Annotated in this window: 19 protein-coding genes and 1 riboswitch; of the genes, 6 read left to right on the top strand and 13 right to left on the bottom strand. The window is 64.3% G+C overall.

The window, feature by feature from the left end; translation table 11 throughout:
- Window positions 1–5: 5 nt before the first annotated feature.
- The 4 genes from GY769_10265 to GY769_10250 form a co-directional block, all read right to left on the bottom strand.
- A complete protein-coding gene (locus GY769_10265) occupies window positions 6–2,063 on the bottom strand; it encodes a S8 family peptidase (protein ID MCP4202306.1) in 2,058 nt (685 codons plus the stop codon).
- Between the two features lie 82 nt (window positions 2,064–2,145).
- On the bottom strand, window positions 2,146–4,185 hold the full coding sequence (locus GY769_10260; GenBank protein MCP4202305.1) for a S9 family peptidase: 2,040 nt from the start codon (window positions 4,183–4,185) through the stop codon (window positions 2,146–2,148).
- 102 nt (window positions 4,186–4,287) lie between these two features.
- On the bottom strand, window positions 4,288–6,651 hold the full coding sequence (locus GY769_10255; protein ID MCP4202304.1) for a hypothetical protein: 2,364 nt from the start codon (window positions 6,649–6,651) through the stop codon (window positions 4,288–4,290).
- A 203-nt stretch (window positions 6,652–6,854) separates the two neighbouring features.
- Complete coding sequence (locus tag GY769_10250) at window positions 6,855–8,048, bottom strand: ATP-dependent 6-phosphofructokinase (GenBank protein MCP4202303.1); 1,194 nt, start codon at window positions 8,046–8,048, stop codon at window positions 6,855–6,857.
- 141 nt (window positions 8,049–8,189) lie between these two features.
- Here GY769_10250 and GY769_10245 point away from each other — a divergent pair, with 141 nt between their 5' ends.
- The gene (locus GY769_10245) at window positions 8,190–8,993 is read left to right on the top strand and encodes an alpha/beta fold hydrolase (GenBank protein MCP4202302.1); all 804 of its coding nucleotides are present in this window, start codon (window positions 8,190–8,192) and stop codon (window positions 8,991–8,993) included.
- Between the two features lie 87 nt (window positions 8,994–9,080).
- Window positions 9,081–10,934: a hypothetical protein gene (locus tag GY769_10240; protein ID MCP4202301.1), complete on the top strand. Its 1,854-nt coding sequence runs from the start codon at window positions 9,081–9,083 to the stop codon at window positions 10,932–10,934.
- Window positions 10,935–11,121: 187 nt separating this feature from the next.
- Here GY769_10240 and GY769_10235 read toward each other — a convergent pair whose 3' ends face one another.
- Complete coding sequence (locus GY769_10235) at window positions 11,122–11,502, bottom strand: response regulator (protein ID MCP4202300.1); 381 nt, start codon at window positions 11,500–11,502, stop codon at window positions 11,122–11,124.
- A 442-nt stretch (window positions 11,503–11,944) separates the two neighbouring features.
- Between GY769_10235 and GY769_10230 the strand changes: the two genes are divergently transcribed.
- Window positions 11,945–14,497 carry a hypothetical protein gene (locus GY769_10230; protein MCP4202299.1) on the top strand — a complete coding sequence of 851 codons (2,553 nt, stop codon included), beginning with the start codon at window positions 11,945–11,947 and terminating at the stop codon, window positions 14,495–14,497.
- Between the two features lie 40 nt (window positions 14,498–14,537).
- On the opposite strand, the gene GY769_10225 is transcribed toward GY769_10230, so the two are convergent.
- Both GY769_10225 and GY769_10220 read right to left on the bottom strand, forming a co-directional pair.
- Window positions 14,538–15,884 (bottom strand): hypothetical protein, encoded by a 1,347-nt coding sequence (locus GY769_10225; protein ID MCP4202298.1) that lies wholly within the window; start codon window positions 15,882–15,884, stop codon window positions 14,538–14,540.
- Window positions 15,885–15,899: 15 nt separating this feature from the next.
- Window positions 15,900–17,168, bottom strand: a complete 1,269-nt coding sequence (locus tag GY769_10220) for a hypothetical protein (GenBank protein MCP4202297.1) — start codon at window positions 17,166–17,168, stop codon at window positions 15,900–15,902.
- A gap of 412 nt (window positions 17,169–17,580) precedes the next feature.
- On the opposite strand from GY769_10220, the gene GY769_10215 reads away from it, so the two are divergent.
- Complete coding sequence (locus GY769_10215; GenBank protein MCP4202296.1) at window positions 17,581–17,901, top strand: hypothetical protein; 321 nt, start codon at window positions 17,581–17,583, stop codon at window positions 17,899–17,901.
- Between the two features lie 28 nt (window positions 17,902–17,929).
- Entirely contained in the window at window positions 17,930–19,000 is a 1,071-nt protein-coding gene (locus GY769_10210; GenBank protein ID MCP4202295.1) for a radical SAM protein, read from the top strand.
- A gap of 86 nt (window positions 19,001–19,086) precedes the next feature.
- Here the strand turns inward: GY769_10210 and GY769_10205 are convergent, their stop codons facing one another.
- The 5 genes from GY769_10205 to GY769_10185 form a co-directional block, all read right to left on the bottom strand.
- Window positions 19,087–20,703: a hypothetical protein gene (locus tag GY769_10205; protein MCP4202294.1), complete on the bottom strand. Its 1,617-nt coding sequence runs from the start codon at window positions 20,701–20,703 to the stop codon at window positions 19,087–19,089.
- 183 nt (window positions 20,704–20,886) lie between these two features.
- Window positions 20,887–21,768: an alpha/beta hydrolase gene (locus tag GY769_10200; protein ID MCP4202293.1), complete on the bottom strand. Its 882-nt coding sequence runs from the start codon at window positions 21,766–21,768 to the stop codon at window positions 20,887–20,889.
- Window positions 21,769–21,851: 83 nt separating this feature from the next.
- A complete protein-coding gene (locus tag GY769_10195) occupies window positions 21,852–23,195 on the bottom strand; it encodes a hypothetical protein (protein MCP4202292.1) in 1,344 nt (447 codons plus the stop codon).
- A 50-nt stretch (window positions 23,196–23,245) separates the two neighbouring features.
- Window positions 23,246–23,354, bottom strand: a riboswitch (cyclic di-GMP riboswitch).
- 577 nt (window positions 23,355–23,931) lie between these two features.
- Entirely contained in the window at window positions 23,932–24,291 is a 360-nt protein-coding gene (locus GY769_10190; protein ID MCP4202291.1) for a cupin, read from the bottom strand.
- Window positions 24,292–24,307: 16 nt separating this feature from the next.
- Window positions 24,308–25,147: a methyltransferase domain-containing protein gene (locus GY769_10185; GenBank protein MCP4202290.1), complete on the bottom strand. Its 840-nt coding sequence runs from the start codon at window positions 25,145–25,147 to the stop codon at window positions 24,308–24,310.
- A gap of 210 nt (window positions 25,148–25,357) precedes the next feature.
- Between GY769_10185 and GY769_10180 the strand changes: the two genes are divergently transcribed.
- Window positions 25,358–25,960: a class I SAM-dependent methyltransferase gene (locus tag GY769_10180; protein MCP4202289.1), complete on the top strand. Its 603-nt coding sequence runs from the start codon at window positions 25,358–25,360 to the stop codon at window positions 25,958–25,960.
- Window positions 25,961–26,015: 55 nt separating this feature from the next.
- Here GY769_10180 and GY769_10175 read toward each other — a convergent pair.
- The coding region (locus GY769_10175) for a hypothetical protein (protein MCP4202288.1) at window positions 26,016–26,327 on the bottom strand (312 nt) is incomplete at its 5' end.

Genomic DNA, 26,327 nt, shown 5'->3' with positions numbered 1-26,327 from the left:
GGCTCCTAGATCGATTCCAGGGCGCGCAGGATGTCGAGCATGCCACTGCCCTGGAAATAGCGCTCGCGGCCCAGGTCGGTTGCCGTCGAGCAGAGAATCTCTTTGATTCTCTGGGGTTGTCCGATGAGCTCGAAGTGACGCGCCATGATCAGGGCCGCCGTGCCGCTGACGTGAGGCGCGGCCATGCTGGTGCCGTCGAGCCGATCGTCGCCCCCGTCTGGGATGGTCGACCGGATCTTCTCTCCCGGTGCGACGAGATCTGGCTTGAGACGACCGTCGCCGGTGGGCCCGCGGCTGGAGAAGTAGCTGACGCCGTAGGTGTGCGGATCGCGCCGATGGGTAGCTCCCACCGTGATCACCGCCTCGGCGTTGCCGGGGTCGGTGATGCTCACGGTGCGGAAACCCTCGTCGGGCAGGCCGGAAGGAGTCATGTACCGGGCGCGGCCGCTGTTGCCGGCCGCGGCGACCACCGTCAGACCGCTGGCGACCAACCGATTGGCCTCGTCGCAGACCGGAGTGCGCCCGCAGGCGTAGTTGGCGACGTCGTGCTCGATCGAGAAACTCAGATTGACGCCGTGGATGGCGACGAAGTCCTTGCGGTTGTTGAGGTCGCGCACGAACTGGAGCGCCGACATGATCGCGAACTCGTTGCCCTCGCCGTTCTCGTCCAGGACTCGAAGGTCGTAGAGCTCGATCTGCGGCCCGATGCCCTGAAGGTCGCCGTCGGCACGGTAGAGGTCCTCGAGCGCGTCTTCATCGTCCGCCGGCTCGTCGTCGATCGAGGCCAGGTTGTCGGGTGCGCCTTTCCAGTCGGCGGCAATGATCCCGGCAACGTGAGTGCCGTGCCGGTTGACCGGGGGCCGGTAGGAAGGCTCGGGCTCGTGCGGAACTCTCAAGAAGAGTTCCAGTTTCTGCCAGTCGATGAGCTGAGAGCTGGGGTCACCGATCAGCGAGATCAGCTGCTTCCGGTTCTTGGCCAGATTGAGAGCCGGGTAGCGTTTGCTGAGCTCTCGGAAGCTCTTCGATCTGGTGTTCCGAATCTCCTGCGGCTCGAGGCCGAGCAGTTCCCGGATCTGTATGAAATCGTAGGTGGCTCGGATGCGCGTCTGGTTGCGGAAGTCGCCGCCGCGGACGGCGCGTCGTCGAGACTTGCGTTCGTGCCTGGCGAAGGCCTGGCGCTTCGGCACGCCGTTGCCGTCGAACTTCCGAAAGGCCGGGTGACGCGCGTCGATTCCGGAGTCGACCACGGCCCAGCGGATTCCTTTGCCGGTGACCTTGAAGACGCGGCGCGCGGCGTCCGCTTTGATGGTCCCGACCGAGTCGTGGAGCGTTGCCTGCGTGGTCCTGTTTCGGTTCACCGAGTAGAGCGGGAACTCGTCTTCCCAATCCACCGCCGCCATGCCTTCGAGCAGAGCGATCACCGTTTGGGCGAGCTTGGAGTGCTCCTCGAAGAGATCCTCGTGAAGACCGACTCGTCGGTCTCCCCGGCTTCTGCCGACGCGCTTGCGGCCGGCCGGAGTCGCGAGATACGCGATCAGACCCACGACCCGGGCCAGCCAGACGGTGTCCGGCGTCACCTGTCTGGGGTCGCCGCCCTTCATGGCCGCCGTGAGATTGCGCGCCAGCGCGCGCTTGCCTTCGGGGGTCGACAGGCGCTCGACCAGGCGATCGGGATCCTCGGGTCCGCGCATTCCGGCAACCGACCGGGCCCACCAGCGGCTGAGCGGGATCACCACCCGGATGAGCTCGTCGAAGAACAGTCGAGCCACGACCACGTTCTGGTTGTAGGCGACGGCGGCGGGCGCGGTTTGCGCCTTGGGGTGGCGAAACCGGCTCGGCTCGAAGCCGCTCTCGCGGTCTTCGGCGAGGCGCTCTTTGAGCGCACGGGCAAGATCCGCGGTCGTGTAGTGCCAATCGGGGACCATCAGCAGCTCCACCTGGTGCCCCGGATTCATGCCGTGGGCGATCCAGACATCCGGCATGACCGGGGACTGCTGGGTGAAGCGTCGAGGCGATACGGCGCGGTAGAGGACGTTCTCGAAGAAGGCGCGAAGGTCGCTCATCGGTTCTCCCACTCTCTCGGGGCTGAAGATTGACAATCATGCTAGTCCGGCGCTCGGGCGAAGTCCAGCAAGTGAGCTGGCCCTACTCCCCGAGCCAGCGATCCAGCCAGCCGATCACGGTGTCGTGCCACAGGACGCTGTTGCTAGGCTTCAGCACCCAGTGGTTCTCGTCCGGAAAATAGAGAAAGCGACTCGGGATCCCCTGGCGCTGCAGAGCGGTGAACGTCGCCAAGCCCTGTGACTCCGGAATGCGATAGTCCCGCGCCCCGTGCACAACGAGCATCGGTGCCTTCCAACTGTCAACGTGGTTCGCCGGGTTGTGGCGCTCGTGGGCGTCCGGGTTCCTCCAGTAGGGGCCTCCATGCTCCCACTCCGGGAACCAGAGCTCTTCCGTGGCGTAATACATCATCCTCTGGTCGAAGATTCCGTCGTGATTGACCAGACATCTAAAGGCACTGGGCCAGTTGCCGGCGATCCAATTGATCATGTACCCACCGTAGGACGCTCCGAGAGCGCACGCCCGCTCGCCGTCGATCCACGGGTACTTGGCGAGGGCCGCGGCCAGGCCCTTCTGCAGGTCCTCCAGCGGCTTGCCGCCCCAGTCGTTGGTGATCGAATCGGTAAACGCCTGGCCGTAACCGGTCGAGCCGTGGAAGTCGATCATCATCACCGCGTAGCCGGCACCGGCGTACGGCTGAGGATTCCAGCGATAGTGGAAGTCGTTGTCGGAGGAGCCCTGCGGACCACCGTGGATAATCAAGGCCAGCGGGTACTTGCGCCGCGGGTCGAAGTCAGCCGGCTGCACGACATACCCGTACACCGTCTCTCCATTCCATCCCTCGAACGAGAACTGTTCGAAGTCCCCTACACGAGCCGCCGCCACTCGCTCGGCGTTGAGATCGGTCAGCCGCCGCCGATTTGAACCGTCCGTCGAAACCGAATAGAGGTCGACCGGTGAGCGCATCGTATCCATGCCGAAGACAATCCGGTTGCCGGCCTGCTGCGGTGATCTGATATGCGCGCCGTCTGTAACCTTCGATACCTTGCCGCTGGCAACGTCGATCGCGAACAACCGTATTTCTCCGGTATCTCCTGCGGTGGCGAATATCGTTTCGCCCGAGGCGGAGAAAAACATGCCCCCCACCGAGCGATCCCATTCCTCGGTGAGAACACGAGCTTCGCCGTCCGGCCACTCTCGAACCATGACCCTGAATCGGTCGGCCTCGAAGCCCGGCCGCTCCATGGCGAGATGTGCGAGCAGCGAGCCGTCGGCCGAAAAAACCGGCTGGGTATCCCACGCCTCGTTCTCCTCCGTCAGACACACGGGCCGGCCGGAACCGTCAGCTGGGACTCGGTACAAATCGAAGTCGGTGGACCATGGCTCGTGTCCTCCCGCGTCGCGTGCCGTGAAGACCAGTTCTTTCCCGTCCGGCGAGAAAACGAACTCCTCGCTGCCTCCGAACGGCTTCGACGGAATGTCGGCGTCCCACCCGGTCGTCAGATCCACTGGTGCTGCTGCACCCTGCTGCAACACGAAGAGATGGGAGCGTCGCCCGTCCTTGAGCGTGTCCCAGTGGCGCACGAAGAGGCGATCGTAGATCCTGCCGGTTTCCGGGCTCTGTTCGGCCTTCTCGAGGCGGTCGGCCGTGCATTGGATGCTGTCGCAGTCCAGGAACACCTCGAGCGTAAAGGCGATCCGGCTGCCGTCGGGCGAAACCTCGAGATTCGCCACGTCGAGAGGAAGGCTGGTGACCTGCTTTGCTTTGCCACCTGCCGCCGGGAGCCTCCAGACTTGAGATGATCCGGAACGGGTCGAGAGAAAGTAGATCGCCGATCCGTTCGAAGACCAGCGCGGATTCGAGTCGCTCTCTTCGTGAAGGGTAAGCTGGTGAACGTCGCCGCCGTCCACCGCGATCTCCCACAGGTCCGTGCGGCCCCGGTCCGCTTCGAGATCGGTAACTCGTCGGACGAAGACGATCTCGTCGCCCGCGGGAGAGACTTGCGGGTCCGAGAGTCGATCCATCGACACCAGATCGTGGACCGAAAAAGGGTGCGTTTCGGCGGCGCCAGGCGCTGCTCCAAGCAGAAGAATCGCCAGAAGAATCAGACTCGACTTGTGCATAAGAATCCTCCCAGAGAGAACCGAGACAACCTTTCGGATCCTACGCCGGCTACCGGCGATTCAAGGGCTCCGTCACGCCGCGGCCGCCACGAGAATCTAGCGTCAGTTCGGCATGGCCTCGAGGTAGCTCTTGACGGCCTTGTACTGACTCTCGCCGTCGAGACCCGCTTCGGCCAGGACCATTGCGCCCTGGCCGCTGCCGAGGAAGTGTCCGTTGCGGAACGGATGAAGCGAGACCGAGCGTCCGGCATCGGATTGGATCCAGCGATACAACGTAGCCATGGTGAATCCGGTGACACCCATCGCTTCTCTCGCGCGCTCTTCGGGGAAGATCCGCCGCTGCCGTTCTCGGGGCAGGAGGTCGAAGAGCTCGGCGCTCGAGACGTGGTAGACCCAGGGATCGAATCCGTCTTGCTCCAATAGGGGCAGCGCGCCTTCGATGAAGGCGTAGGTGACCGCGCTTTCCTGGAGAACGATGGTTCCGTGTCCACGACCCTTGGGCTTGCGCAACAGGTAGACGCCGGTGACCGACTCCTCGGGCGCGGCCAGTCCCAGGGCCGCGCGGTCCAGAACGGTCTCGTTGGGCCGGGTCACGAACGGAGCGATGAGCGCGGGCTTCCTGGCCAGCGCGGCGCTCAAAAGCGGCCAGATCTCGAGGGGATCCCAAGGTGTCAAGGTGATCGCGGTGCCGCGAGGGAAGTTCTCTTGCAGGAGCTGAAGCGGCTGCGGGTCGGCATGCGTCGGACCATCTTCGCCGGTCTTCAAGCCCGCATGGGCGCAGATCAGGATCACGGGCTTGTACGGATCTCCGGTCCGCTCCTTCTGGGCCTGGCAGCCGATGGCGTGCAGACGAGCCGCGATGTGTCCGAGGGGAGCCATGAACGCTCCGTACGAAGACCCGACCCCAATGTGATGGCCGAGGGTGGACATGCCCGCGAGAATGCCGGACATGGCGTCCTCGCAGATGCCGCCGATCGAGAGCGTGCGGGCCTGCGGGTTCGACTGGGCGTTCCAGTAGCCTTCGGGAAAGCCCACCGCCACGGTGTTGACGCTGGTCGATCCCAGGAGATCCGCCGCCGCGGCGAAGAAGGCTCCGCCCGAAGCCTTGTTGTAGTGGTGGAGCGCCCGGCCCAGCTCGCCGCGCAGCGTGGTCGAGGTTCCGGGACTCAGTTGCAGCTCGTCGGGCACCTCGGGCTGGCTGGTGGCGATCTCGTAGACCGACTCGACGCTGGGCGCGCCGTCTCGCGGCGTTCGAGTGCTCTCATCCAGGCGCTCTTTGGCGGCTCGCAGACGCGCAGCCAGCAGGTCGACCGCCGGGCGGTGCTGTTCGAGGGTGCTTCTGACCACGCCGAGCGACTCCCAGAAACACTCCTCCATGATGGTCGGACCGTCGTCGCCGATCTGGCAGCGCTGGTTGCTGGACTCGCAGGTTGGCAGGAGCGCGTCCTGGTCGCCGGTGAGAGCGGAAAGCGCATGGCAGAAGCCATCCGAGCACAGGGCATGACCGGCGCCGTGCGAGGCGCGCCCTTCGATGCCGTACTGCCACCCCTTGACGGTGCGGTAGATGATCGCCGTGGGCTGACCGTTGTCGAAGGTCGCGGCCTGTCGCTGGGCGCCGATCACCTGCTGCAGGTCCGTGCCGTCTTCGACATAGAGAACGTTCCAGTCGTTCAGATAGAACAGCTCCATCGGATTCCACTGCACGTAGTCTCCGGGTGAGCCGTTGTCGCGGCAGACCTGGTTGCTGTCGATCGAGGCTTGGTTCCAGTCGAGGTGCAGGGTGACGTTACCGAGCGAGGCGGTACCGGCGGCGGCCAGCGACTCCGCGACTCGGCCCGGCGTCAGTCCGCCTTCGCCCTCGACGATGTGGACCCGGGGCGCGTCGTCCCCGAAGTAGTCCCGGACCGCAAAGGCGAGTCCCAGGGAGCTCGCCACGCCCACGCCCGAGGCGCCGGTGGACAGTCTCACGAACGGCGTCGCCGGCGTCGGGTGGCCGTCCAGGGGCTTGGAGCCGAACCTCTTCAGCAGCGGCGTGCGCGTGACGGGGTTCCGCCGGAAGCCGAGCAGATCCTCCAGCCGCAGCCGGTAACGAACGTCGTCCGGGAGCAGGTCGGGCGCCGCGATCCTCGCGATCTCGTCGCGGATCGCCCACATCGCGTAGAGACCCATTGCTTTGTGTCCGGCGGCATAGGAGACCAGATCCGAGTCGCCGCGCTCGGGGCGGGCGAGGTCGTAGTCGGCCGAGTCGAACAGGATGCCGGCCACGAAGCGTCCCGACGAGATCGAGCCGCCCGGGTGCCCCGAGGTCGGGACATAGTTGAACATCAACGCGCACAACGAGCGGTAGACCAGGTCCAGCGTCTCGAAATGAGCTGATTCCTCGGGCGTGAAGGGTTGGGTGGCTAGCGATCCGGCGGTGACCTCCCGGTATGCCGCGCGTCTGCTTTCGAGCTCGAGGTTGAGCATGGCTCCTCCTTGTGACTTGGGTGGGCCTCGACCACTATCGGGGCCTTTCGGGGACCCTGTGGCGCCCAGTGGAGATGGCACCATTCTGTGAGAGCGGGCTTGCTCGGCACACCACCCTCGGGGGTAGGCGAGGGCCTAGCTGCTCCAGTCTGGAGCCGAGCCGCTCGATTGCATGGGGTCGCCAGGGCCCCCAACGCCAGCCATCACTCGCTGGTCATGATGAACAGCGGATTCATCTCGAAGCTTTTGTAGTGCGGTCGCAGCCGTTCCCGGTTGTAGTAGCGGTCGACGTCGACGACCTTGGAAGAGGCCGTCACCACATCGATCGGCACGTTGTCGTAGCGGCCGTTCTTGAGCACGACGAGCCTGCCGTGAACGCCGCTCAGGATGAGGTCGAAGGCCAGGTTGCCATAGGCCATGGGAACGATCGAGTCGATCGCATCCGGGTCCCCGCAGCGAACGAGATAGCCGAGCTTCTGGTTGATGATGTCGACCCGCTTGCCGTCGTTGAACTCGGGTGAGAGCTCCTTGAGCCGGGCCGAGACCAGATCGCCGATCCCACCCAGTTTGGCGTGGCCGTAGGCGTCCTTGACGCTGTCTTTGAAGACCATCTCACCGCCTTCGAACATCGCGCCCTCGGAGACGATCACCACCGAATAGCGGCTCGGATTCTCGAGCCGATCCTGGCTCAGGAGCTCAGCTAATCGCTCGATGCTGAACTTGTGCTCCGGGATAACGCATCGGTTCGCCGCGCCGGCCATGGCCGGCAGCATGGCGGTATAGCCGGCGTAGCGGCCGAAGACCTCGAGCACCAGGAAGCGCTCGTGAGATCCCGCCGAAGTTCTGAGCCGGTTGGTCATCTCGATCGTGCGAGTGATGCAAGTACTGAAGCCGATGCAGTAGTCCGTGCCGGGTACGTCGTTGTCCATCGTCTTCGGTATGCCGATGACCTTGACTCCCTCCTGATAGAGCCGCACGGCATAGGAGAGCGTGTCGTCTCCGCCGATCGGGATCAGGAAGTCAATGCCCAGAAACTCGAGGTTCGCCAGCACCTCACTGGTGAGGTCGTTGAGCTCTCCGGTGTAGGTCTCGGCCAGGTGGTCGGGCAGCTCCTCGCGCTTGACCTTGCTGGGCTGAGTTCTCGAGGTGTGAAGAAACGTGCCGCCGGTTCGGCCGGCCTTGTTGACCACCTCCTCGGTGAGGATCTGGCAGCTCTCGGAATTGTCGGCTTCGGGATCCCGTTTGACCTCGATGAGCCCCGCCCAGCCTCGCCGGATGCCGACGACCTCGTAGCCCTCGCGCAGTGCTCGGATGGTGACCGCTCTGATCGCCGGGTTCAGGCCCGGCACGTCGCCGCCGCCGGTCAGAATGCCTATGGTGCCCTTGCTCTTGGTCATGAGTGCTCGCTGCCTTTCTGGCGAAATTGTCGTCGGAGGCGGATTGTAGCCGGTGGGCAGCGGGCTCGTGAACACCCGTTTGGAGGGTGGGTGTTTGGGTCGGGGGCGCGATAATCAAGCGATGAGCTTCGAGGGCGGTCGGTGAACGAAGAGCGACTCAACGGCATCCGGATCGGCTACGAGGTCCTCGGCGACGAGTGTGCAGGCGATCCGGTCGTCTTCCTGAACGGTGTGATGATGACGACCCGGTCTTGGGTGCTCCAGACCGCGGTCATGCGCAAGACGTTTCGCTGCGTTCTCCACGATTTCCGCGGTCAGCTCCTGAGCGGGAAACCGGACCGGCCGTGGACTCTCGAGGACCACGCCGGGGACCTGCTGGCGCTGCTCGATCATCTCGAGATCGAGCGCTGCCATCTCGTCGGCACGTCGTACGGCGGTGAGGTCGGGATGATCTTCGCCTTCAGCCATCCGGACCGGGTCATGAGCCTGTCGCTGATCTCAAGCGTCAGCGAGGTCGGCGAGGAGCTCGATCGAGTGGTGGCCGAGTGGGGTAGGGCGGCGCTCGAGGCCCCGGATGATCTCTACCGCATCTCGGTGCCGTCGAACTTCTCGCCGCAATTCGTTGCCGACCATCCCGAGGTCATCGAGCAGGGCGAGGCGCGCCTGCGCGCTTGTCCACCGGATTTCTTCACCGGTCTTGCCGGGCTCATCAAAACGTTCCGCTGGCTGGACGTTACGGCCGAGCTCCATCGCATCCGGTGCCCGACCCTGGTCATGGTCGGCGAGGAGGACCTTCTGAAGCCTCCGCCCTACAGTCGGCTCATCGTGGAGCGGATTTCCGATTCGGAGCTGCGGATCGTGCCCGAGGCTGGGCATGCGCTGATCATCGAGAAACCGGATGAGGTCAACGCGGCGATCTCGGAGTTCTTGGCCAAGCACGGCTAGCGAATCGACCGCGGGCAGCGGCAATCGAGGGCGCGGGAATCCGCGCCTTGTAGTATTGGCCCGACAAGAGCGACGGATCAGGTCGAGGTGGCAGACGTGGCGAGCACTCCCGTATTCCAGCGTGTGGTGAGAATCGCACTCAGTGGTCTGCTCGCTCTTCCCCAAGCGGTGGTTCCGGCGGCCACGATAACGGTTCGCGGCGCCTGCACACTGCCGGACGCCATCACCGCCGCCAACAGGAATGCCGCCGTCGGGGCTTGCTCAGCGGGCTCCGGGGCGGACACCATCAGACTGACCGCCGACGTCGACCTGATCGCGGCCGACAACGCGGACAACGGGCTCCCGCAGATCAGCACCAAGATCGAGATCCAGGGCCGGGGCTTTGCGATCGAACGCAACGCGTCCGGTCCTCCGTTTCGGATTCTCGACGTGCTGCCGAGCGGCAATCTGACCCTAGACCGGGTGACCGTGGCCAACGGCAAGACCTCCACCAACGGTGGCGGCATTCGGACTCTGGGTACCCTCACACTCAAGAACAGCACCGTGTCCGGAAACGAGTCGGGAAACCGCGGTGGCGGGATCTACGCCAACGGCGGCGGATACACTCAGGGTGCCGAGGTCACACTGGTCAACAGCACCGTGTCGCGAAACACCGCTCGACGGGGTGCCGGCATAACCGCCTATGACTACTCTCGTCTGACGATCTCGGGCAGCACGATCTCGAACAACGTCGCGGTCTCTCGCGGCGGCGGCATATTACTTCATGCGGCCTACACCACCACGATCTCCAACAGCACGATCTCCTCGAACTCGGCGTCGAGCGGCGCCGGCATCCGGGCTACCGACTATTCGGCTCTCGACATCACCGACACGACCATCTCCGACAACACCAGCACGAGGTTCGAAGGCGGCGGGATCTTTAGCGTCGACTCGGATCTCCGCCTGACCCGGAGTCGCGTGACCGGCAATTCCGCGAAACGCGGTGGGGGTATCTTCGCCTCCAGCGAATACGGCGGTATCGGTCTGCGCTACAGCACCATCTCGGGGAATACCGCCGGCGAGTTCGGCGGCGGAGCTTTTGTCTCGGGATACGAGGGGTACTTCAGTCTCAGAAACAGCACGATTTCGGGAAACTCGGCCGCGACCGGCGGCGGCCTTTTCCATCTCAGCACCTACTACCGTTTCGAGACCGCCATCAACTACAGCACGATCTCACAGAACAAGGCGTCACTTGGTGCCGGCATCTACGCTATGGGCGACTACGCCGACTACAGCACCCTGGGCAGCAGCCTGGTGGCCGGGAACAACGGCGGCAACTGCGCGGGCCCGGGTCTGAGCGGCGCGGGCAACAACTTCGACGACGACGGAACCTGCCCGGACGCGGCCGCCATCTCGCCGGGCGTGGACTTCGACACGAGCCTGGCCGACAACGGCGGACCGACTCCGACCCATGCTCTTCTCGAGGGCAGCGTCGCGATCGACGTCGGCGTTGACTGCTCCCAGGCGCTCACCGACCAACGACGATTCCCGCGCGACGAGCTCTGCGACAGCGGCTCGTTCGAGTTCGGGGCTGAAGGCCTCGGGGCGTCCGTGACCGGGGTCGCCAATCGGAAGGTGTTCTGCAAGAACCTCGCGACCCGCCAGAAAGGGAAGACGCGAACCAAGCAGAGCTCCTGGCTGTGCGACGACCTCGGGGTGACCGCGAGCTCCTCCGAGCGTGTTCTGCTGTGGTCGATTGGGATCGCTGACGGGACCGCCGCGGTCGGAGGGTCGGTCAGTGGTCTGGACAAATCGCGAAAGCCGCGAGTGGTCTGCCGGAACAAGACCAGGGCCACAAAGGTGGCCTTTGCCTCCGATACGCCGTCATGGAACTGCGAGGCAGAGGGGCTGGTCGTCGAGCCGGGGGACTCGATTCAGCAGAAGATCAAGGGCAGGGTCTAGGCCACTCGGCCAGGGCGGCTAGAAAGAGAATCGGACTACGCGGTGACGGGCGACGAAGCCGGCCTTTTCGACCGCCTTGCGCGAGCTTTCCGATCTGGACCCGAACGGCATTAGAGCACGCCCCTCTTGATGAGCGTGGGGCTTCCGACCCGAGACACTTCGAGGTGCCCAGAGCGGTTTTGGAAAGTCAGGCGGTGGCGGCCTCGCTCAGAAGGCTCTCGACCTTCGCCTTGAGCATCAGGCCGTCCATCGGTTTTGTGACGTAGTCGTCACAGCCGGCCAGGAACGCACGCATGATGTCGCGCGTTCGGCCTCGGGCCGAGACCATGATGATTGGGATGCAGGCGGTCTCCTCGTGCCTTCGCAGGCGAGCACAGGCCTCGAGTCCATCCATCACTGGCATTTCAATGTCCAGCAGGATGATCGCTGGCTGCTCAGTAAGAGCTTTCTGGAGGGCTTCGCTGCCGTTACGGGCTGTGACGACGTCAAACGGTCCCCCACCGAGTAGTAGTTTCTGCAGCATCAACGTGGTGGCTGAGTCGTCGGCTAGAAGGATTTTCTTGCGCATTCGGTCTCTCCTCTGCTCAAGAGCGGCTCGCTGGGAGCTCGGGGGAAGTCAAGCGGCAAGGTTGGTGCCGTGCCCACATCCCAATATGTGCATTAATCAAACGGCGAGCTGCGAACGCGCGTATGTCGCTCCATCTAATATGACTTATGGCTCTGACCAGCGCAGGGCGCGGCGCCTTGGTAACAACACCGTGAGCACCCATCTCTGGAACTGTGAATCAAGACCGGGGAGGTTCTCCTCGGTTGGGAGACTCAGGGAGTGGAAACTCGACCCGATAGCGCGGTAGCTGTGGTCGTTGAAGGTGGCGCGCCGACGATTTTGCCTGTGACGGGTCCGAGAAGGTAAGTTTGCGCTTTCACTGAGCTCTACCCGGGGACGCTGAGGCTCCGGCACCCCACCGGCACTCCACCGGTACTTCGAATTACTCGCGAGGACGATCCAGATGACTCCTGATTCCGACACCCACGTCGTCACCCTTCAGACCGTCGAGGCGGAGCGCCGGAGCACGTCGCTCGAGGTTGCTCTCCCGGACTACGAGCGCGAGCGATTCGAGGACGTCGCGTTCATGACCGCCATGGGGCTGGTTCTGCTCGGCAACTATTCGCAGACCGGACACTTCGGCGGGCCGCTCGCATACACGCCCTACAACGTCGCGGTCCACCTCGGTGGGCCGGCGATGGGCGGCATGCGCTACGACCTGCGCGAGCCGAAGCATCCGTTCGCGGACCGCTTCATGCTCACCGGGGGCCACAGCATTCCGACCTGCTACTCGCTTTGGATGGTGCTCTACGAGGCCATGCGGCGTCAGTACGAGACCACCGGCGACGAGCGCTTCCGCTGCGATCCGCAAGTCGGCATGTACGGCATCGACGCGCTCGGCTTTCGCCGCGGCCCCGACGCGGTCGAGCGGCTGCTACCGGACAACGGGCTCGTCGACGACCCGCTTTTCGCGCAGGCGAAGGTGCGCGGCATCCGCCCACTCATGGGGCACGCCGAGTCCACCGACGTCACCAACGACGTCAACGGCGGCCCGTCGGGCGTGGGTCTCTCCACCACCGCCGGCAAAGCCCTGTTCTGGAACTATCTGGGCGCCGATCCGAAGCTCAAGGTGATCGCCTTCGAGGGCGAGTTCGCGCTCACCTCCGGCCACTCGCAAGAGCTCAAGACCGCCGCGCTTGCGCAGCAGGTTGGCAAGCGCCTCAGGATTCTCATGTCGATGAACAACGCCGGCATCGACGACTCGCTCATCGGCGGCGTGATCAAGGACAAGTACACCGGCTACGACATTGCCAACCAGTGGGCCTCCTACGGCTGGAATGTCTTTACGATCGGCGACGGCGCCGACTTCGACGACATCTTCGGGGCCCTCAAGACGATGGAGGACTGGCCGGCCGACGACCGGCGTCCGATGCTCCTCGTCGGTCCGACGATCAAGGGCTGGTGGCCGACCGCGAAGAACGGCGAGCTTCCCGGCTATGGCGAACAGCTCCAAAGCTACGCCAGCCACCCCTATGCCCTGAAGACGAACTCGGACTACTTCATCGCCCTGGCCTCGAGCTTCGAAGAGCGGTTCGGGGTGGAGTTCGAGGCGATCCGCGACGGCGCCCCCGGCACCGAGGTGGAGCGGCTGCGCCAGTTCAAGACCAACATAGACGTCTGGCTCTCGGCCCTGGACAAGAACGGTCTCGGGCGCTGGGTCGCCGGGCGCCTCGTCGACATCGCCGGCACCCTCGAGCGCGAGATGCCACTGCGCATCGAGACCGGCAGCGACCCGTTTCTCGACGAGCGCCTGCTACCCGCCAACCTGCCCACCGATGCCGTCGATGTCGTGATGAAGAACCCGGTGAGCGGCGAAGAGGTGAGCCGTACCATCCAGCTCTTCCAGCCCTATGGCGAAAAGGCCGGGGCCCGCCGAGCCATCAGTGAGATGGGCGCCTATCTCAACTACGTCACCGACAATCGCTTCCTGACCCTGGCCGCCGATCTCTCCGGCTCGATCAACGTCGAGAAGTGCCACTACTTCGGCCACTACGACCCGGCCGACAACCCCGCGGGCACGCGACTCAAGGCCGGCATCCAGGAAGCTGTCAACGCCGCCACCGTCTGCGGTGCCGTGGCCAACAACGCTTCCGCCGATCCGGACACCTTCGCCGGCGTCTGGGGACTCTCCGGCACCTACGGCTCCTTTACCCCGCTGATGTACACGCCGACCCGCGTCTTCAGTCAGCAGAAACAGGACAGCCCGTTCAAGATCGGCGTGGTGACGATTCTTTGCGGCCACTCGGGTCCGGAGACCGCCGCCGACGCGAGAACCCACTTCGGCATCTTCGCTCCCCAGACCTGGAGGCTGATGCCCCGCGGGCAGGTGATCAACCTCTACTTCTGGGACTACAACGATGTGGCCGCGGGCTACTTCGCCGCGGTAGCGAAAGCGGCGCGCGAGCGCCTCGCAGGGGTCATCGCCGTCCACGTAGCGCGGCCCGACTTCCTGGTCGCCGACCGCACTCGCTTCGCCGACACCGACCTCAAAGCCGCGGCCAAGGGCATCTATCTGATTCGCGACTGGCGTCCCGACCAACCGAAGCAGGGCACCGTGTTCGTCCAGGGCTCTTCGTCGACCATGAACCTGGTCTCCCAGCTCGACACGCTCGACGCCGAGGGTCTCAACGTGCGCGTGGCCTCGGTGATCTCGACCGAGCTCTTCAACGACCAGCCGGCACAGTACCGGGAGCGCATCCTGCCGGACTCCTGCCGCTACGACGCGATGTTCGTCTCCACCATGACCAAGCGCATGCCGCCGCTTCCCAACATGGGACCGCTCACCGAGGAGTATTCGCTCTATGCCGATTGGGACGACCGCTGGCGCACCGGCGGCACCGAGCCCGACGTCATCGCCGAGGCACGGCTCGACTCCGACTCGATCCTCGACGGAATTCGGCGCTTCGCGAGCGACCGTGACGAGCGGCTGGCGCGCCAGCGCGCCGCGCTGGGGTAGGACACAGCGGGGTGCTCGAGGACGCGTGAACCCGAGCGGATCAGAAGCTGTAGACGGCGGACACCGAGGCGGTGTCCACTTCATCGGCGAAGTCGACCCCGATGTCGATCTGGAAGCCCTGAAAAGCCACGCCCAGACCTAGCGCCAAGTGCGTCTGGTCCTTGCCGCGCGGTTGCAGCGCGTTCAGGAAGAGATCATCGCTCGTGTCCCGGAGCTGGTGATCGGGGTCGAGCCACGCCCCGACCCGTACGGCGATGACCGGTGTCGAGCGGAGAAAGACGTACTCGCCGCCCAGATGGAGCTCGTCCGCGTCGTCCAAGGCTTGCTCGTTCGGCTCATCCACGCTCGCCGCTATGGCTTCGAGGCTCTTCAAGATGGTCGAGTACTCGATGTGATCCCACTGGAAGCTCACGGTCAGTCCGCCGTCCGGGGCCCGGTAGGCGAAGCCCAGACCGATCACCCACGGAAGCTCGACCGAGATCCCGGAGACACGCCGGAGGACTGCTCCGGGCGGCACGCCGAGATCGAGCGCCTCACCCGCTCTGCTCTCGATCGCGATCCTGGCTTCGGGCCCCTGCCGGTAGATACCCCCGATCGTCCAGCCGTTCGACGGCCGCCAAAGAAAGCCCCCGATCAGGCCCCAATCGGTGTCGTCCCCGAAGATGCTCTGGCTGACGAGCGACCTCTCCGGCAAGAAGGAGGTCGGTGCCAGCAGGTTCACGAAGGGGTCCTCGTCCGGCAGGTAGACGGTCGCCAGCGAGTTCAGGGACGTTTCATGGTAGATCACCCCGAATCCGAGATCGATGTTCTCGCCGAGGCGATAGCCGGCGGAGAGCCCGTAGCTTACGAAGTTCAGATCGGTCGTCACGCGCTGGTCGAAGAACCGGTCTTGGCAGCAGTCGGTGCCGCCCCCGAAGAGTCCCCGGGTCTCACTGGAGAACTCGAAGCTCGCCATTTGGTGCCGGAAGAAGGCAAGCGACCACCGCCCCTTCGGGTACGCCAACGACAGGAAGGCGAGTCCCGTGACGACGTCTTCCGATGTCGCCGTCCTGAGACCGGCTGTGGTGTCGGCCCCGAAACCGCTGGGGAGGCCCTCCACTCGGCCGCGCTCGGTGAACGGCGTCGAGTAGCTCCAGCGGCGCGCTTCGATCGAGAACTCCGGCTCCACCAGCTGCACCAACCCGGCCGGATTGGAGAACGCGGCGGTCGCGTCGTCGGCGAGGGCGACGAAGGCGCCACCGAAGCCCATGCTGCGGGCTCCGGGGTCGGAGAAGCTCAACTGTAGCGGGACGATCGGCTCCTGGCCTGCGACGGGACCCGCCAGGCTGCAGACGAGTAGAGCCACGGCCGGGACGGGCCGCGACCACCGTTGGATTCGGATCGTCACTCGCTCCGCCATGCGTCAGGAGTCGGGCACACCGCCATTGATGTAGTCGAACAGCCTCGGCACCGCGTCCGGGTAGTCGTCCCGGTTGACCAGGACGAAGGGGTCCGGGGTGTCGTTACCGCCTCGCTGACGTCCCCGCTTCTGGGAGCTCCGGATCGGGCTCAGGTAGTGGGCGTTGAGCAGATGGCCCCAGGCGCCCCGGTGCTCGAAGCGCGGACCGTCGATGGAGATCTTCCGGCGCTCGGGGTGCGGCGCGAGCATCCCCAGCCTCGCCACGATGTCGTTCTGGTTGCCGTAGTGCTCGATCCAGGGCGATTGACGTCGACCGCGACGGGCCGAGCGATAGAAGCGCATGGACTCGGCACAGGTGGCGAAGGCATAGACTTCGAGCTTGGCGAGATCGGCGGGGTCGAGCGGCTCGAACTCGTCGAGATCCAGAGCTGACAGGTCCGGGAATACCGGCTCGGGTGGCGCGAATGCCGCACTCGGTGCTCCCGCCCGGCGGGGCCGCTGCCGCGTCTCGTACCTGTCGGCCAACCGATAGAGCCACCTCAGCACATTGGCCATGATGATCGTCCCTTGGGAGTGGCAAACGACCACGACCCGCCGCTTGTGGGGGTCGACGAGAGCATCGTAGACGGCGGGGAAGGCGACCTTGAGTGGCTCGGTGGGATGGTGCCAGCTTCTGCCCAGAGCGCACTGCAGCAAATCGATGAGCATGGCGTCGGTGCTGTTCTGGATCAGGGTGAGCGGTCGATGGAAGAGGTAGGCCAGATACGCGGCGTTGATCTGGGCCACATTGTCGTCGGTCATGATGCCGTTGATGAAGAACCAGTGCTCGTCGCGAAAGCTCGTGTAGCTGCCGTTGTGGTCGGGGCGCTGCAGCACCACGGTCGGGTGCCAGAACAGGTTGTCGAGAAGCGGCGGGCCGAACGACGGCGGCGTCATCGGCAACGACGGCACGTTGGTGTTGACGAGAAATCGGATCGTTCGCCGCAGCCGCCACAGATCGAGGATCTTGAACTCGGAGTAGTGCTCATGGGGCGGGATCCAGGTCCAAGGTGGACCCAGCACCGAGCTCACCAGCGCCGGCGGCGAGATTCTCACCGCATCGAGGAGCGTTCCCGCGAGGTCTCGGACTCCGCGCTCGACCTTGCGCAGGTCCCTTGGGAGCTTCTCGGCGAGCTCCTTCTTGCCGGCGATGGATTCCGAGACGGGCTCCGCGAAAGGAACCCTAGCGGTGTTCAGGCTACCGCCTGCGGTCGGCATGTCAGCACTTGGCATGGCGCTCCTCCAGTCCGGTCAGGGGAGGGATGAAAGCCTTCCCGGCCATTATCAGCCTGAGCGCACATGCGGGCAAGTCACCCCGAACCCACCCGGAGAGGTGAGGACCCAAACTACCCATCGATGTGTAGCGATATCTCTCTACTTACGTTACGAACGTCAGCAGCGACTTCCCTCGATCCAAGGAGATCCTCTCCCGGGGAAAGCCAGCAAGCGGACGCAGGCGGCGACTCGCACTCGCGGCGCCGCCACCTTTGTTGAGAAAGGTGGGTTCCATGGAGCTCAACGACGCCAAGAAGGGGACGATCCGTTCCCCGCCAGAGCGACGGCGGCCCTGGCGGCCGACCGGCGCCATCAGCGCACGCGGAGATGACAAGGAAGGGTCAAGAAAGGGAGGAAAAGGAGAAATCGAATGGCACGCGCAAAAAAGAAGAAGCTGAAGATCTATCTGACCTCGTGGCAGAAGAGAATGGTCGCGGACTTCGCCACCAAGGCCACTCTGGGCAACATACGCAGGCGCGATCTAGCGGCAGTGGAAATCGCCTGGCGGCCGGGAGACTGCCTCGCCTCGTACAAGCTGCCGGCTCTGGGCGTTGTCAAGGACGACTGGATGCTCTATCTGACGGACGAGCAAGTAAAGATGGTGTCAGCCGAGCTTGGCTTGCGGCAGAAGGTCACGGCCATCAACATCTCTGCTCGAGACGTCGAGGCCGGTGCTATCGGGTTCAGTTAGACGATTGGGCGGCATGGCCGATCCAAGCGTGACCGAGCCGGACTACGACCTCCGGGCCTGTATTTGGGAGCTGACGCTGCGCTGCACGATGAACTGCATGCATTGCGGTTCGAGCGCGGGAGCGGCCCGGCACAAGGAGCTCACGCTGAACGAGTGCCTGGCCGTCGCCGACGAGCTTGCGGCTCTGGGCTGCGAGGAGCTGACGCTCATCGGCGGCGAGATGTTTCTCTACAGAGGTTGGGAACAGATCGCTCGCCGTCTCACCGACGCCGGGGTGCTGGTCAACATCATGACCAACGGCTACCACTTGCAGCCAAAGCATCTGGAGCAGATCAAGTACGCGAACCTGGCCAACGTCGGTCTCTCGATCGACGGCATGGAGGAGAACCACAACCGGATCCGGCGGCGGCCGGATGGCTTCGCTCAGGTGACCCGCTCCATCGGTCTCTTGAGGGCTGAAGCCGTTCCCGTTGGCGTCGTGACCAGCCTGCTGGACTTCAATTTCGCTGACCTCGAGCCGATGTACGCATATCTCGTGGAGCACGGTGTGGCGATCTGGCAGCTCCAACTGGTCAATCCGATGGGCAACATGTTGGGCTGCGACGATCTGATCATCCGCGCGGACAAGATCCCGGCGATCACCGAGTTCATCCGAGAGAAGAATCTGGAACGGGAGATGGTCGTGATCGCCGCCGACAGTATCGGCTACTTCGACGATCACGAGACCTACATTCGTGGCAGAAGGGCGCCCATATGCTGCTGGGAAGGCTGTCAGGCGGGGCTCACCTCGGTCGCGATCGACTCGGTCGGCAACATCAAGGGGTGTGGAGCGCTGTACGACGACTTCTTCATCGAAGGCAACGTCCGGGACCGAAGCCTCTCCGACATCTGGAACGACGAGACCAGTTTCGCCTACAACCGGGCGTTCGACGTCGACCTGTTGTCCGGCCGATGTCGAACTTGCGAGTTCGGCGCCGCTTGTCGCGGCGGCTGCCGAGCGAGCAACTTCTTCGCTAACGTTTCGATGTACGAGAGCCAGTTCTGCAGCCGGAACCAGTGCCGTTCCCCAAGCGACACAAGGGAGGTCGCGTTCGCCTAGGTCACTCCAGGCTCTTTCGCATTGCGCCGACTCGGTTTAGCTGACTCCGAGATGGCGGCTTCTTCGTCAGTTCGGGCGGAATCCGGCTAGTAGGCGAGGGCAACGCCGTTCCATGCCGGCGATGTCGCCCCGATGCGCTTGCCCCTCTGATTGATCATCGCGGCGACGCACCAACCGCTGCCCCGCCCGCCGGGAGGCAGTTCCTCGATGACGTAGCCGAGATTACGCATCGAAGTCAGCATGTCTTGCGGGAAGTCTCCTTCCCAGACGCGATGAATGACCCCGGTGACCGACCGCGAGGAAAAGTGAGCGGTCGGAGCGGTGACGGCCTTGTACGGTCTCATGTCGTACGCCATCAGGTTGATCAGGCTGAAGAGAGTCGTTTCGAAGAGGCCGGAGCCCACGCCGCTCGACGCGAAGACCGGCAAACCGTCGCGGGTTACGATCAGAGGGACTTCCCCGGTCTCCAGACGGCCGCCGGGGCCCGCGGTGGTCACCAGACGGCTGGCCCAACATCCGGCGTCCGCCACCGAGACACCATCCACGAAGATCCCGGTTGCACCCCAGATCACCGTGTTGATCGTGTGGAGCAGGGCTGCGACATTGCCGCTCGAGTCGATCGCCAGCACGCCGTCCGAGTGACCTCCACTCGACCCGCCTTGCCCAGATTGTCCGTGCCTCCGCTCGACCGCATCGAACATCATGGCGAGGGCGTCGACCGACTCGGTGTAGTGCCCCGCCGCTCTCAGGTCAGCGGCCGAAAGACCCCTTAGCACCGCCTGCAAGAGGCCGCCCGTGAGTCCGGGGTGGGCGGGTGCGTGGACGACATAATCCTCGAATGCGACGGAGTCGGGTTCGATCCACAGCGGCCGGTAGGCCTCGAGGTCGGCGAGCTCGAGGCGACCTCCTTCGGCCTGCACCAGTCGGACGAGCTTTCTCGCCCAGGGTCCGCGGTACATGTAACGCGAGCCCTTGCGAGACACTTTCTTCAGCGTCCTGGCGAGCTTTGGCTGCCGGAACCAGTCGCCGGTTTCGTACAGGGATCCGTCCGATCTCACGAAGATGTCGCGTCCGCCTTCGAGGCGCCTCAGCGTTTCCTCCCTGGCCCTGATCCAGCCGCCGAGCATGGGGAAGATCTCGAACCCTTCCCGAGCGAAGTAGAGCGCGGGGCCGAACAGGGCCTTGAAGGGCAGAACGCCGAACTCGTCATGGATCTCCTCGAGCGAGCTCATGAAGCCTGGCACCAGCACCTGGCGGCCACTGGGAACCTCGCATGGGGGGATGTCCTCTCCGGACACCTGACCGCGGGGAACATCCCAGGAGCCGTTCAGGTAGTGGACTTCACCGGTCGAGGCTTCGTAGTAGACGAGTGACATAAAGCCGGCGAAGCTCACGGTGGCACCTGCGTTGAGGGTGATCTGAGCGAGGGCGGTCGTCAACGCTGCGTCGGCCGCGGTTCCGCCTTGCCGGAGAGCCTCCAGTCCGGAGCGCAACGCCAGCGCTCCGGTGGTTCCCACCACGAGACCTCGCTTGCCTTTGGCCGGAGGGTGCTCGCGGCGATTGTTGTTCTGCAGCTCGGTGTAGTAAGCGAGCTCACCGCGTGGCCAGGCGCGCGGTGTGAGGTCGATCTTCTCGGCCCGGATGCTCGCCGATCCGAGGAGGACAAGTGTGCCGACCAGAACGGAGAGTTTTCGCCAAAACATGCTTATCGGCTTTCGAAGGTATACCCGCCGGCCACAAGAAGCGCCACCCGCAGAGGTGGGCCGACCGCGTCTCCGGTCACGGGGTGCATGAGCCGGGCTGGACCGTCGGCGACCCGGTTTCCTTCAAACCTCGGCGATGTACTCCGACGCAAGGGAGGGGGAAAAGACGTCGATGGAGACCAACTACGAGCGGTCGGGATAGGTCCGTTCGATCCAGTCCTCGATCGCTTCCCGGGTCTCATCCGGCGCCTCGGTCAGCGGCCAGTGGTTGGCCCGAAGCGTGATCACCTCGCTTTTCGGGAAGCGGGCGACCTCTTCGCGGTTGACCTCGGTGTCGGCGAGAGTCGTGCCACCCGAAAGGAGCACCGCGACCGGGACCTCGATCTCGGAGAGCGGCGGCAGCGGCTCGACGGTGGCGATCAGCTGGCCCAGGTAGTTGGCGGTGGGCAGCGAGCCCAGGATGGGACGAAGCGACGTGTACTTCTTCGCGATCTCCTCGAACGACTCCGCGCCCCGGAGCGCCTCGCGGGTCTCCTCGTCGAGCTCGCGAATGTCGCGATTCGGGATGTCAGCTCGGTGAATGCCGACGGCGTTGAGGGCGCGGATCAGAGCCCGGGCTGCCCGGACCAGCCAGCGAAACTGCCAGAGGCGCCGTTGCTTGCCCTGGAGGCCCCGGGAGAACACCGGATCGATCAGTACGAGGCCGCGGACCCGCTCCGGATAGCGGTGGGCCAGGTGAATGGCGATCTGGGCTCCCAGACTGTGACCGACGACGACGGCGGCGGAGAAGCCCTCGGCATCGAGCATCTCGACCAGATCGCGAGACCAGACCGAGCACCGCTGGCCGCCCCGAACCATGGACTCGCCGTTGCCGCGCAGGTCCGGCGCGAGGACGCTCCACGACTCGGTCAGCCGGGTGTGCTCGACGAACTCCGACCAGCGCGTGTGATTGCTGGCGGCGCCGTGAAGCAGAACGAGCAGCCGATCGTCCCCGGGTGCCGGGCGCCACAGCCAATAGGCCAGCTCGACGCCGTCGGTGGCCCTCAGCGACCGTTGCGGGTTCATTCCTACCAGTATAGGCGCCGCCTGGGACATTTACCGTGGCTGCGACCCAGACCCGGCTGTTCGCGACGTCAGCTGAGCAGACGCTACCGGGTGCGAAAAGCCCGCGCTCGTTTAGCCGAACGGTTGTCCGGGTTGAGAACCATCACACCGACCGCCGTCCCGGCCGCGATCCTATTGACCGCCGCAACCTTCACCTTGAGCTTCTTCTTGCTGACGAACTGGACCGACTTTAGCCGGATATCCTGGTTGTCGAAGAAGACCATCGCTCCCGGCGCGAAGTCTTTGCCGATCACTGTGAGCTTGGCGCTCCGTCCGGGCGTGCTCAAGGAGACCGTTTTGGGCTTGACTCGCTTGAGCTTTGGGGTCTTGCCCTCGGTGCCCGCGGGCGCGAAGGTTAGCTCCTTGTCCGTGACGGTGAGCGGGTCCCAAACGCGACCGACAAGGGTCTTCCCATCGAGGCTGAAATCGCCGTCGACCAGCCCGTTCGGAGTCCAGAACTCAAACGTCAGGCGTTTGCCGTTGACGGCGGCGGTGATGTTCTCCTGGTGGCCCAAGAGGACATAGAGATTCATGTCCAGCTCGTTCGATCTCTCCATCAGGCTGATGACGGTGGGATGGAACACGGGCGGATCGAGGAACTCCCCGGCGTAGACCCGGTCGGTGAACCCAGAGCTCCAAAGACCGCGGATGCCGCCGGTCTTTTTCATCTTCAGGAACTCGTCGCTGGTGGTGAAGATGGTCTTCTTACGCCTAGCGGGTCTCGCTTCACCACGGCCGAAGAATCGGTCCTTCACCACGTAGCTGCTGTAGGAGAAATCGAGCTTGGCGATATCCGGCACGAAAGGGGCGAACAAGCTGCTGGCCACCTTCTCGAAGTGGAACTCTGACGAACCCGGATCGCTTCGGACCTCGTCCGTGTAGACGGCCGTCCAATCGGCCTTGCCGGTGTCGAAGCACCGATTGATGTCCTGGAAAACGACGGACAGGTAACACCAGCCGTCGGACGCGTTGGCGACGATCAGAAACGGCAGTTGGCCCGAGCCGCCTTCGAAGTTGATCGTGCTCCTACCTTGCCAGACGCCATCCAGTTCGTGATCGAAGAAGGGGTTCTTCGCGCTGGAGGCGATCAGGAGAGAGGAGTTGTCGGACGGGATCTCAGTGCGCGGCTGGACCGAGGCGCTCGAAAGATCTTCGGCGGGGAGCGGGGCGCCGTCGATGCTGAGGGCCGACTTACCGTCTTGATTGAGGATCTGTAATACCACCCACAGACCTGGGGCAGTCCTGTCAATGATTGACATTCGGGCATGCCCGTGCTCGACGACTTTATTCATGAAGAGGTACATACGATCGCCGGGCGCGCAGCTCATGGCAAGCATCACCGAGGCCAACAGGACGATGCAGAGGATGAGAGAAAGTGGACGTTTCATACCGACAGCTCCTCCTTCTTACTCCGTGTACGACGCTTCCATCCCTGCCCTTCGGCAGCCCGGCGGTCTTGGGGTCTTCGCACGGGGAAAGCCATCGCGGAGAGACGAGGACCCGTGGCTTTGCGGCCCTGGGTTTTCCCAGGTGTGCCTTTGTCGAGGCAGTTTCCAGGCTACAAGCCGTGTCGAGAGAGCCGCCACACCCAGAGGGGTGGCCCGAGATCGTGGCTCAAACGCCGAATATCAGAACCCGTGGTGACTAAGTGGCCGCGAGCCGGCAATACGTAGCCTCTCGGCGTCTTATCGTCCCGGATACTATCGATTCCAGCTGCAACGCTGACAGATCACGAGCCGCCTCTTCGGAAAGACACGGGAGACCGCATACAGAAGTAGGCTCGGTCCGCCGATCACCGCCAGCGCGAAGTAACCAGCACCGGTTCCGAAGCCCAAGTCGGCGTTGCCCCAGAACAGTTGGGAGAAGCAGCGCTGACAGCAATAGACAACAGGGTTTCTTCGGGAGCTGGTTGTTGGGGAGCGTTGCCCAGGTCGGTCTATTGTTGGCGTCCACTGTGCCATGAGTGTGCCACCGTCCTAGCACCAGACGCCCAGCCTTTCGCGATGAGAGACGACGGGCTAGGCGACTGCCAAGTAGCGCTTATCTATCGGTCATGCTGCGAGCCTCCTTGTCCGTTGGCACATCTTCCGGCTCCTTGCCGCCGAGTAGCCAGCGAACTCTTCTCTAATCCCGATGAACGGTACCGGGTGTGAACGCGGGGAAGCAGACGGCGATGTACTCGGTGCCCTGGTCGGGGGTGCTGTACTGCACCCACTCGTTAGCCGGGACGATGATCGCCTGTCCCGCGCAGACCTCGTGCTCTGCATCTTTGGCTTTGACCTTGAGCACGCCCTTCAAGACGACTGTGTACTCGTCGAACTCGGGGGTCTGTCCGGGCTCCTGCCATCCGGCGGGGCTGGTCATCTTGGCGATGCTCAGCGCGGTGGTCTCCGAGTTCACCACGCCGATGAACTCCTCGATCCGCTTGGGGATGTTGCCCGCCGCCTCGACGACCGTGGGTTGCTGGATCAGTTTGATCGGCATCATTCCACTCCCTGTCCTACCGTTTGCGGGCCACCACCGCGAACTCGGTGTGCTCGGAATTGTACGTCGAACCGGCTACATCCGCGTAGCGCTTCTCGACGTCGAGGCCGCAGCCGTTCAGCTCGCGCTCGAGGGCCTCGAAGCTGAAGTACTGCAGCCAGTTGTAGATGGTGCGGGTGCGCGCCTCTTCGACAATGGTGTACTTGTCGAGGGCAACCTTCTCCTCGTCGTACGTGAAGGTGTTGAGGAATCCGTAATAGCGGTTTTGCGACCAGAAGCCGTCCAGGAGATCTACCTCGCAGGTGGCCAGCTCCTTGCGCCCGGCAAAGGCGGCCAGAGAGAAGACGTCGAGCAGCACCGCGCCCCCCGGCGCGAGCAGCCCGTGGAACTTGCGCAGCATGGTGCGCCGTTGCTCGGGGCTGAGCGCGCAGAGGTCGCACATGATCATGGTGATGAGGTCGTAGCGATCATCCAGCTCCAACTCGAGGTAGCTCTCGTTGATGTAGCGAAGGGACAGTCCCTCCGCCGCTGCCGTCTTGCAGGCGTGGTCGATGGAGCGCTTCGAGAAGTCGATGCCGGTGACGTCCGCCCCCCGGCGGGCCAGGCGGGTGGTGTACATTCCGGGCCCGCAGCCGAAGTCGGCGATCCTCGTTCCCTTGCCCACGCGCAAGTTGGAGACGATCCATTCCACGGAGCGATCGATGAACACCCCGCTACGGGAGGAAAGGTCGACCTCCTCGTTGAGGTGGTGGGCCAGCATCTGCGCGGAGGTGTGCTCGTCGGTCCACAGCTCGTCGGCGGTGTAGAACTCGAACGGTCTCGGTCGGTGGTATATCGCTTCGAGTTCTTCGAACATGGCCCCAAGATCTCTCTTCGAAGGCGATAGGTCAAGAGAGATCGAGGCCCAGTCCAAGGTCGCCGTCCTGACCGAGCCAGGGGGCTGGCCGCGGTCAGGTACAGTAGAGTGTCAACGGCAAGAAGAAGGAGGCGTGCGCGACGGCGCCGCAGAGTCGGGAATCGCCGCTCTGCTTTGCGGTCGTCGGCGGGCCGACGCCAAAGAGGTCTCATGATCAAGGAGAAGCTGATCGAGAACTTCGGCCACCCACGCGGGCTCTTGGGTCGCCTCGCGGGCTGGATCATGGCCAAGAAGAAGAGCAACACTGCGCGGGGTCGATGGGCGATCGCCGAGCTGGCCCCGAAGCCCGATGCCCGCGTCCTGGAGATCGGATACGGCCCCGGCTTGGGACTCGCCGAGATGAGCAGGCGGGTGAGCAAGGGAACCGTCATCGGGGTCGACATCTCCGACGTGATGCTCGCTCAGGCCGGTCGACGCAACGCAGAGGCGATCCGGTCGGGTCGCGTCGAGTTGCGGGTCGGCGACGCTCAGGCGCTCGATCCTGACCTGTCTGAATTCGACCTCGTCTACGGCATCAACGTCTGGCAGTTCTGGAGCGATCAGGCCGCCACGATCGCCGCGTTGCACGAGCGACTCGCCCCCGGTGGGCGCCTCGCGATGGTCTACATGCGCCCGCCAGGTGGAACGACCACCGGCGAGCAGGCCGCGCAGTTGCTTCAGGACCAGTTCACCCCAGCCGGGCTCGTCGACATCGAGGTGCGGACGATGGAGTTCGACCCACCGGCGGTGATGGTGCTCGGCCGCCGCGGGTAGGATCTTGGGACGAGGCCGTGCGTGCGACGCCATCATTTGGGTGGGGAGTAGACGATCAGCGACCTGCCGACGCCCGCTCGAGGACGAAGCGGGACTCCATCACTACCTGTCCCTCTTTCTCCGCCGTCCACCAGCTTTCCAGGCGACCCCCATGGCGCACGACTAACCTGGCCGAGTGGATGTGGCGATCCACGTCCGGATCGAAGCCGGATCCATCGATGAGGACGAAGGGTAGGACTCCAGGGGCGGCCCGGCCGAGATCGAGCTTGAGCCGGGGCTGGATGCCGGCACCGCAGTAGTGGGTGAGCATCAAGTCGCCCTCCACCAGGTGGTAGACATTGAGCTCTCGCTCCCCGCCCGGATCCAT

This window comes from bacterium (assembly GCA_024224155.1).
GTDB lineage: Bacteria > Acidobacteriota > Thermoanaerobaculia > Multivoradales > JAHEKO01 > CALZIK01.
Note: the sequence above shows the minus strand (reverse complement) of the source record. Positions and strands in the feature narration are given on the sequence as shown.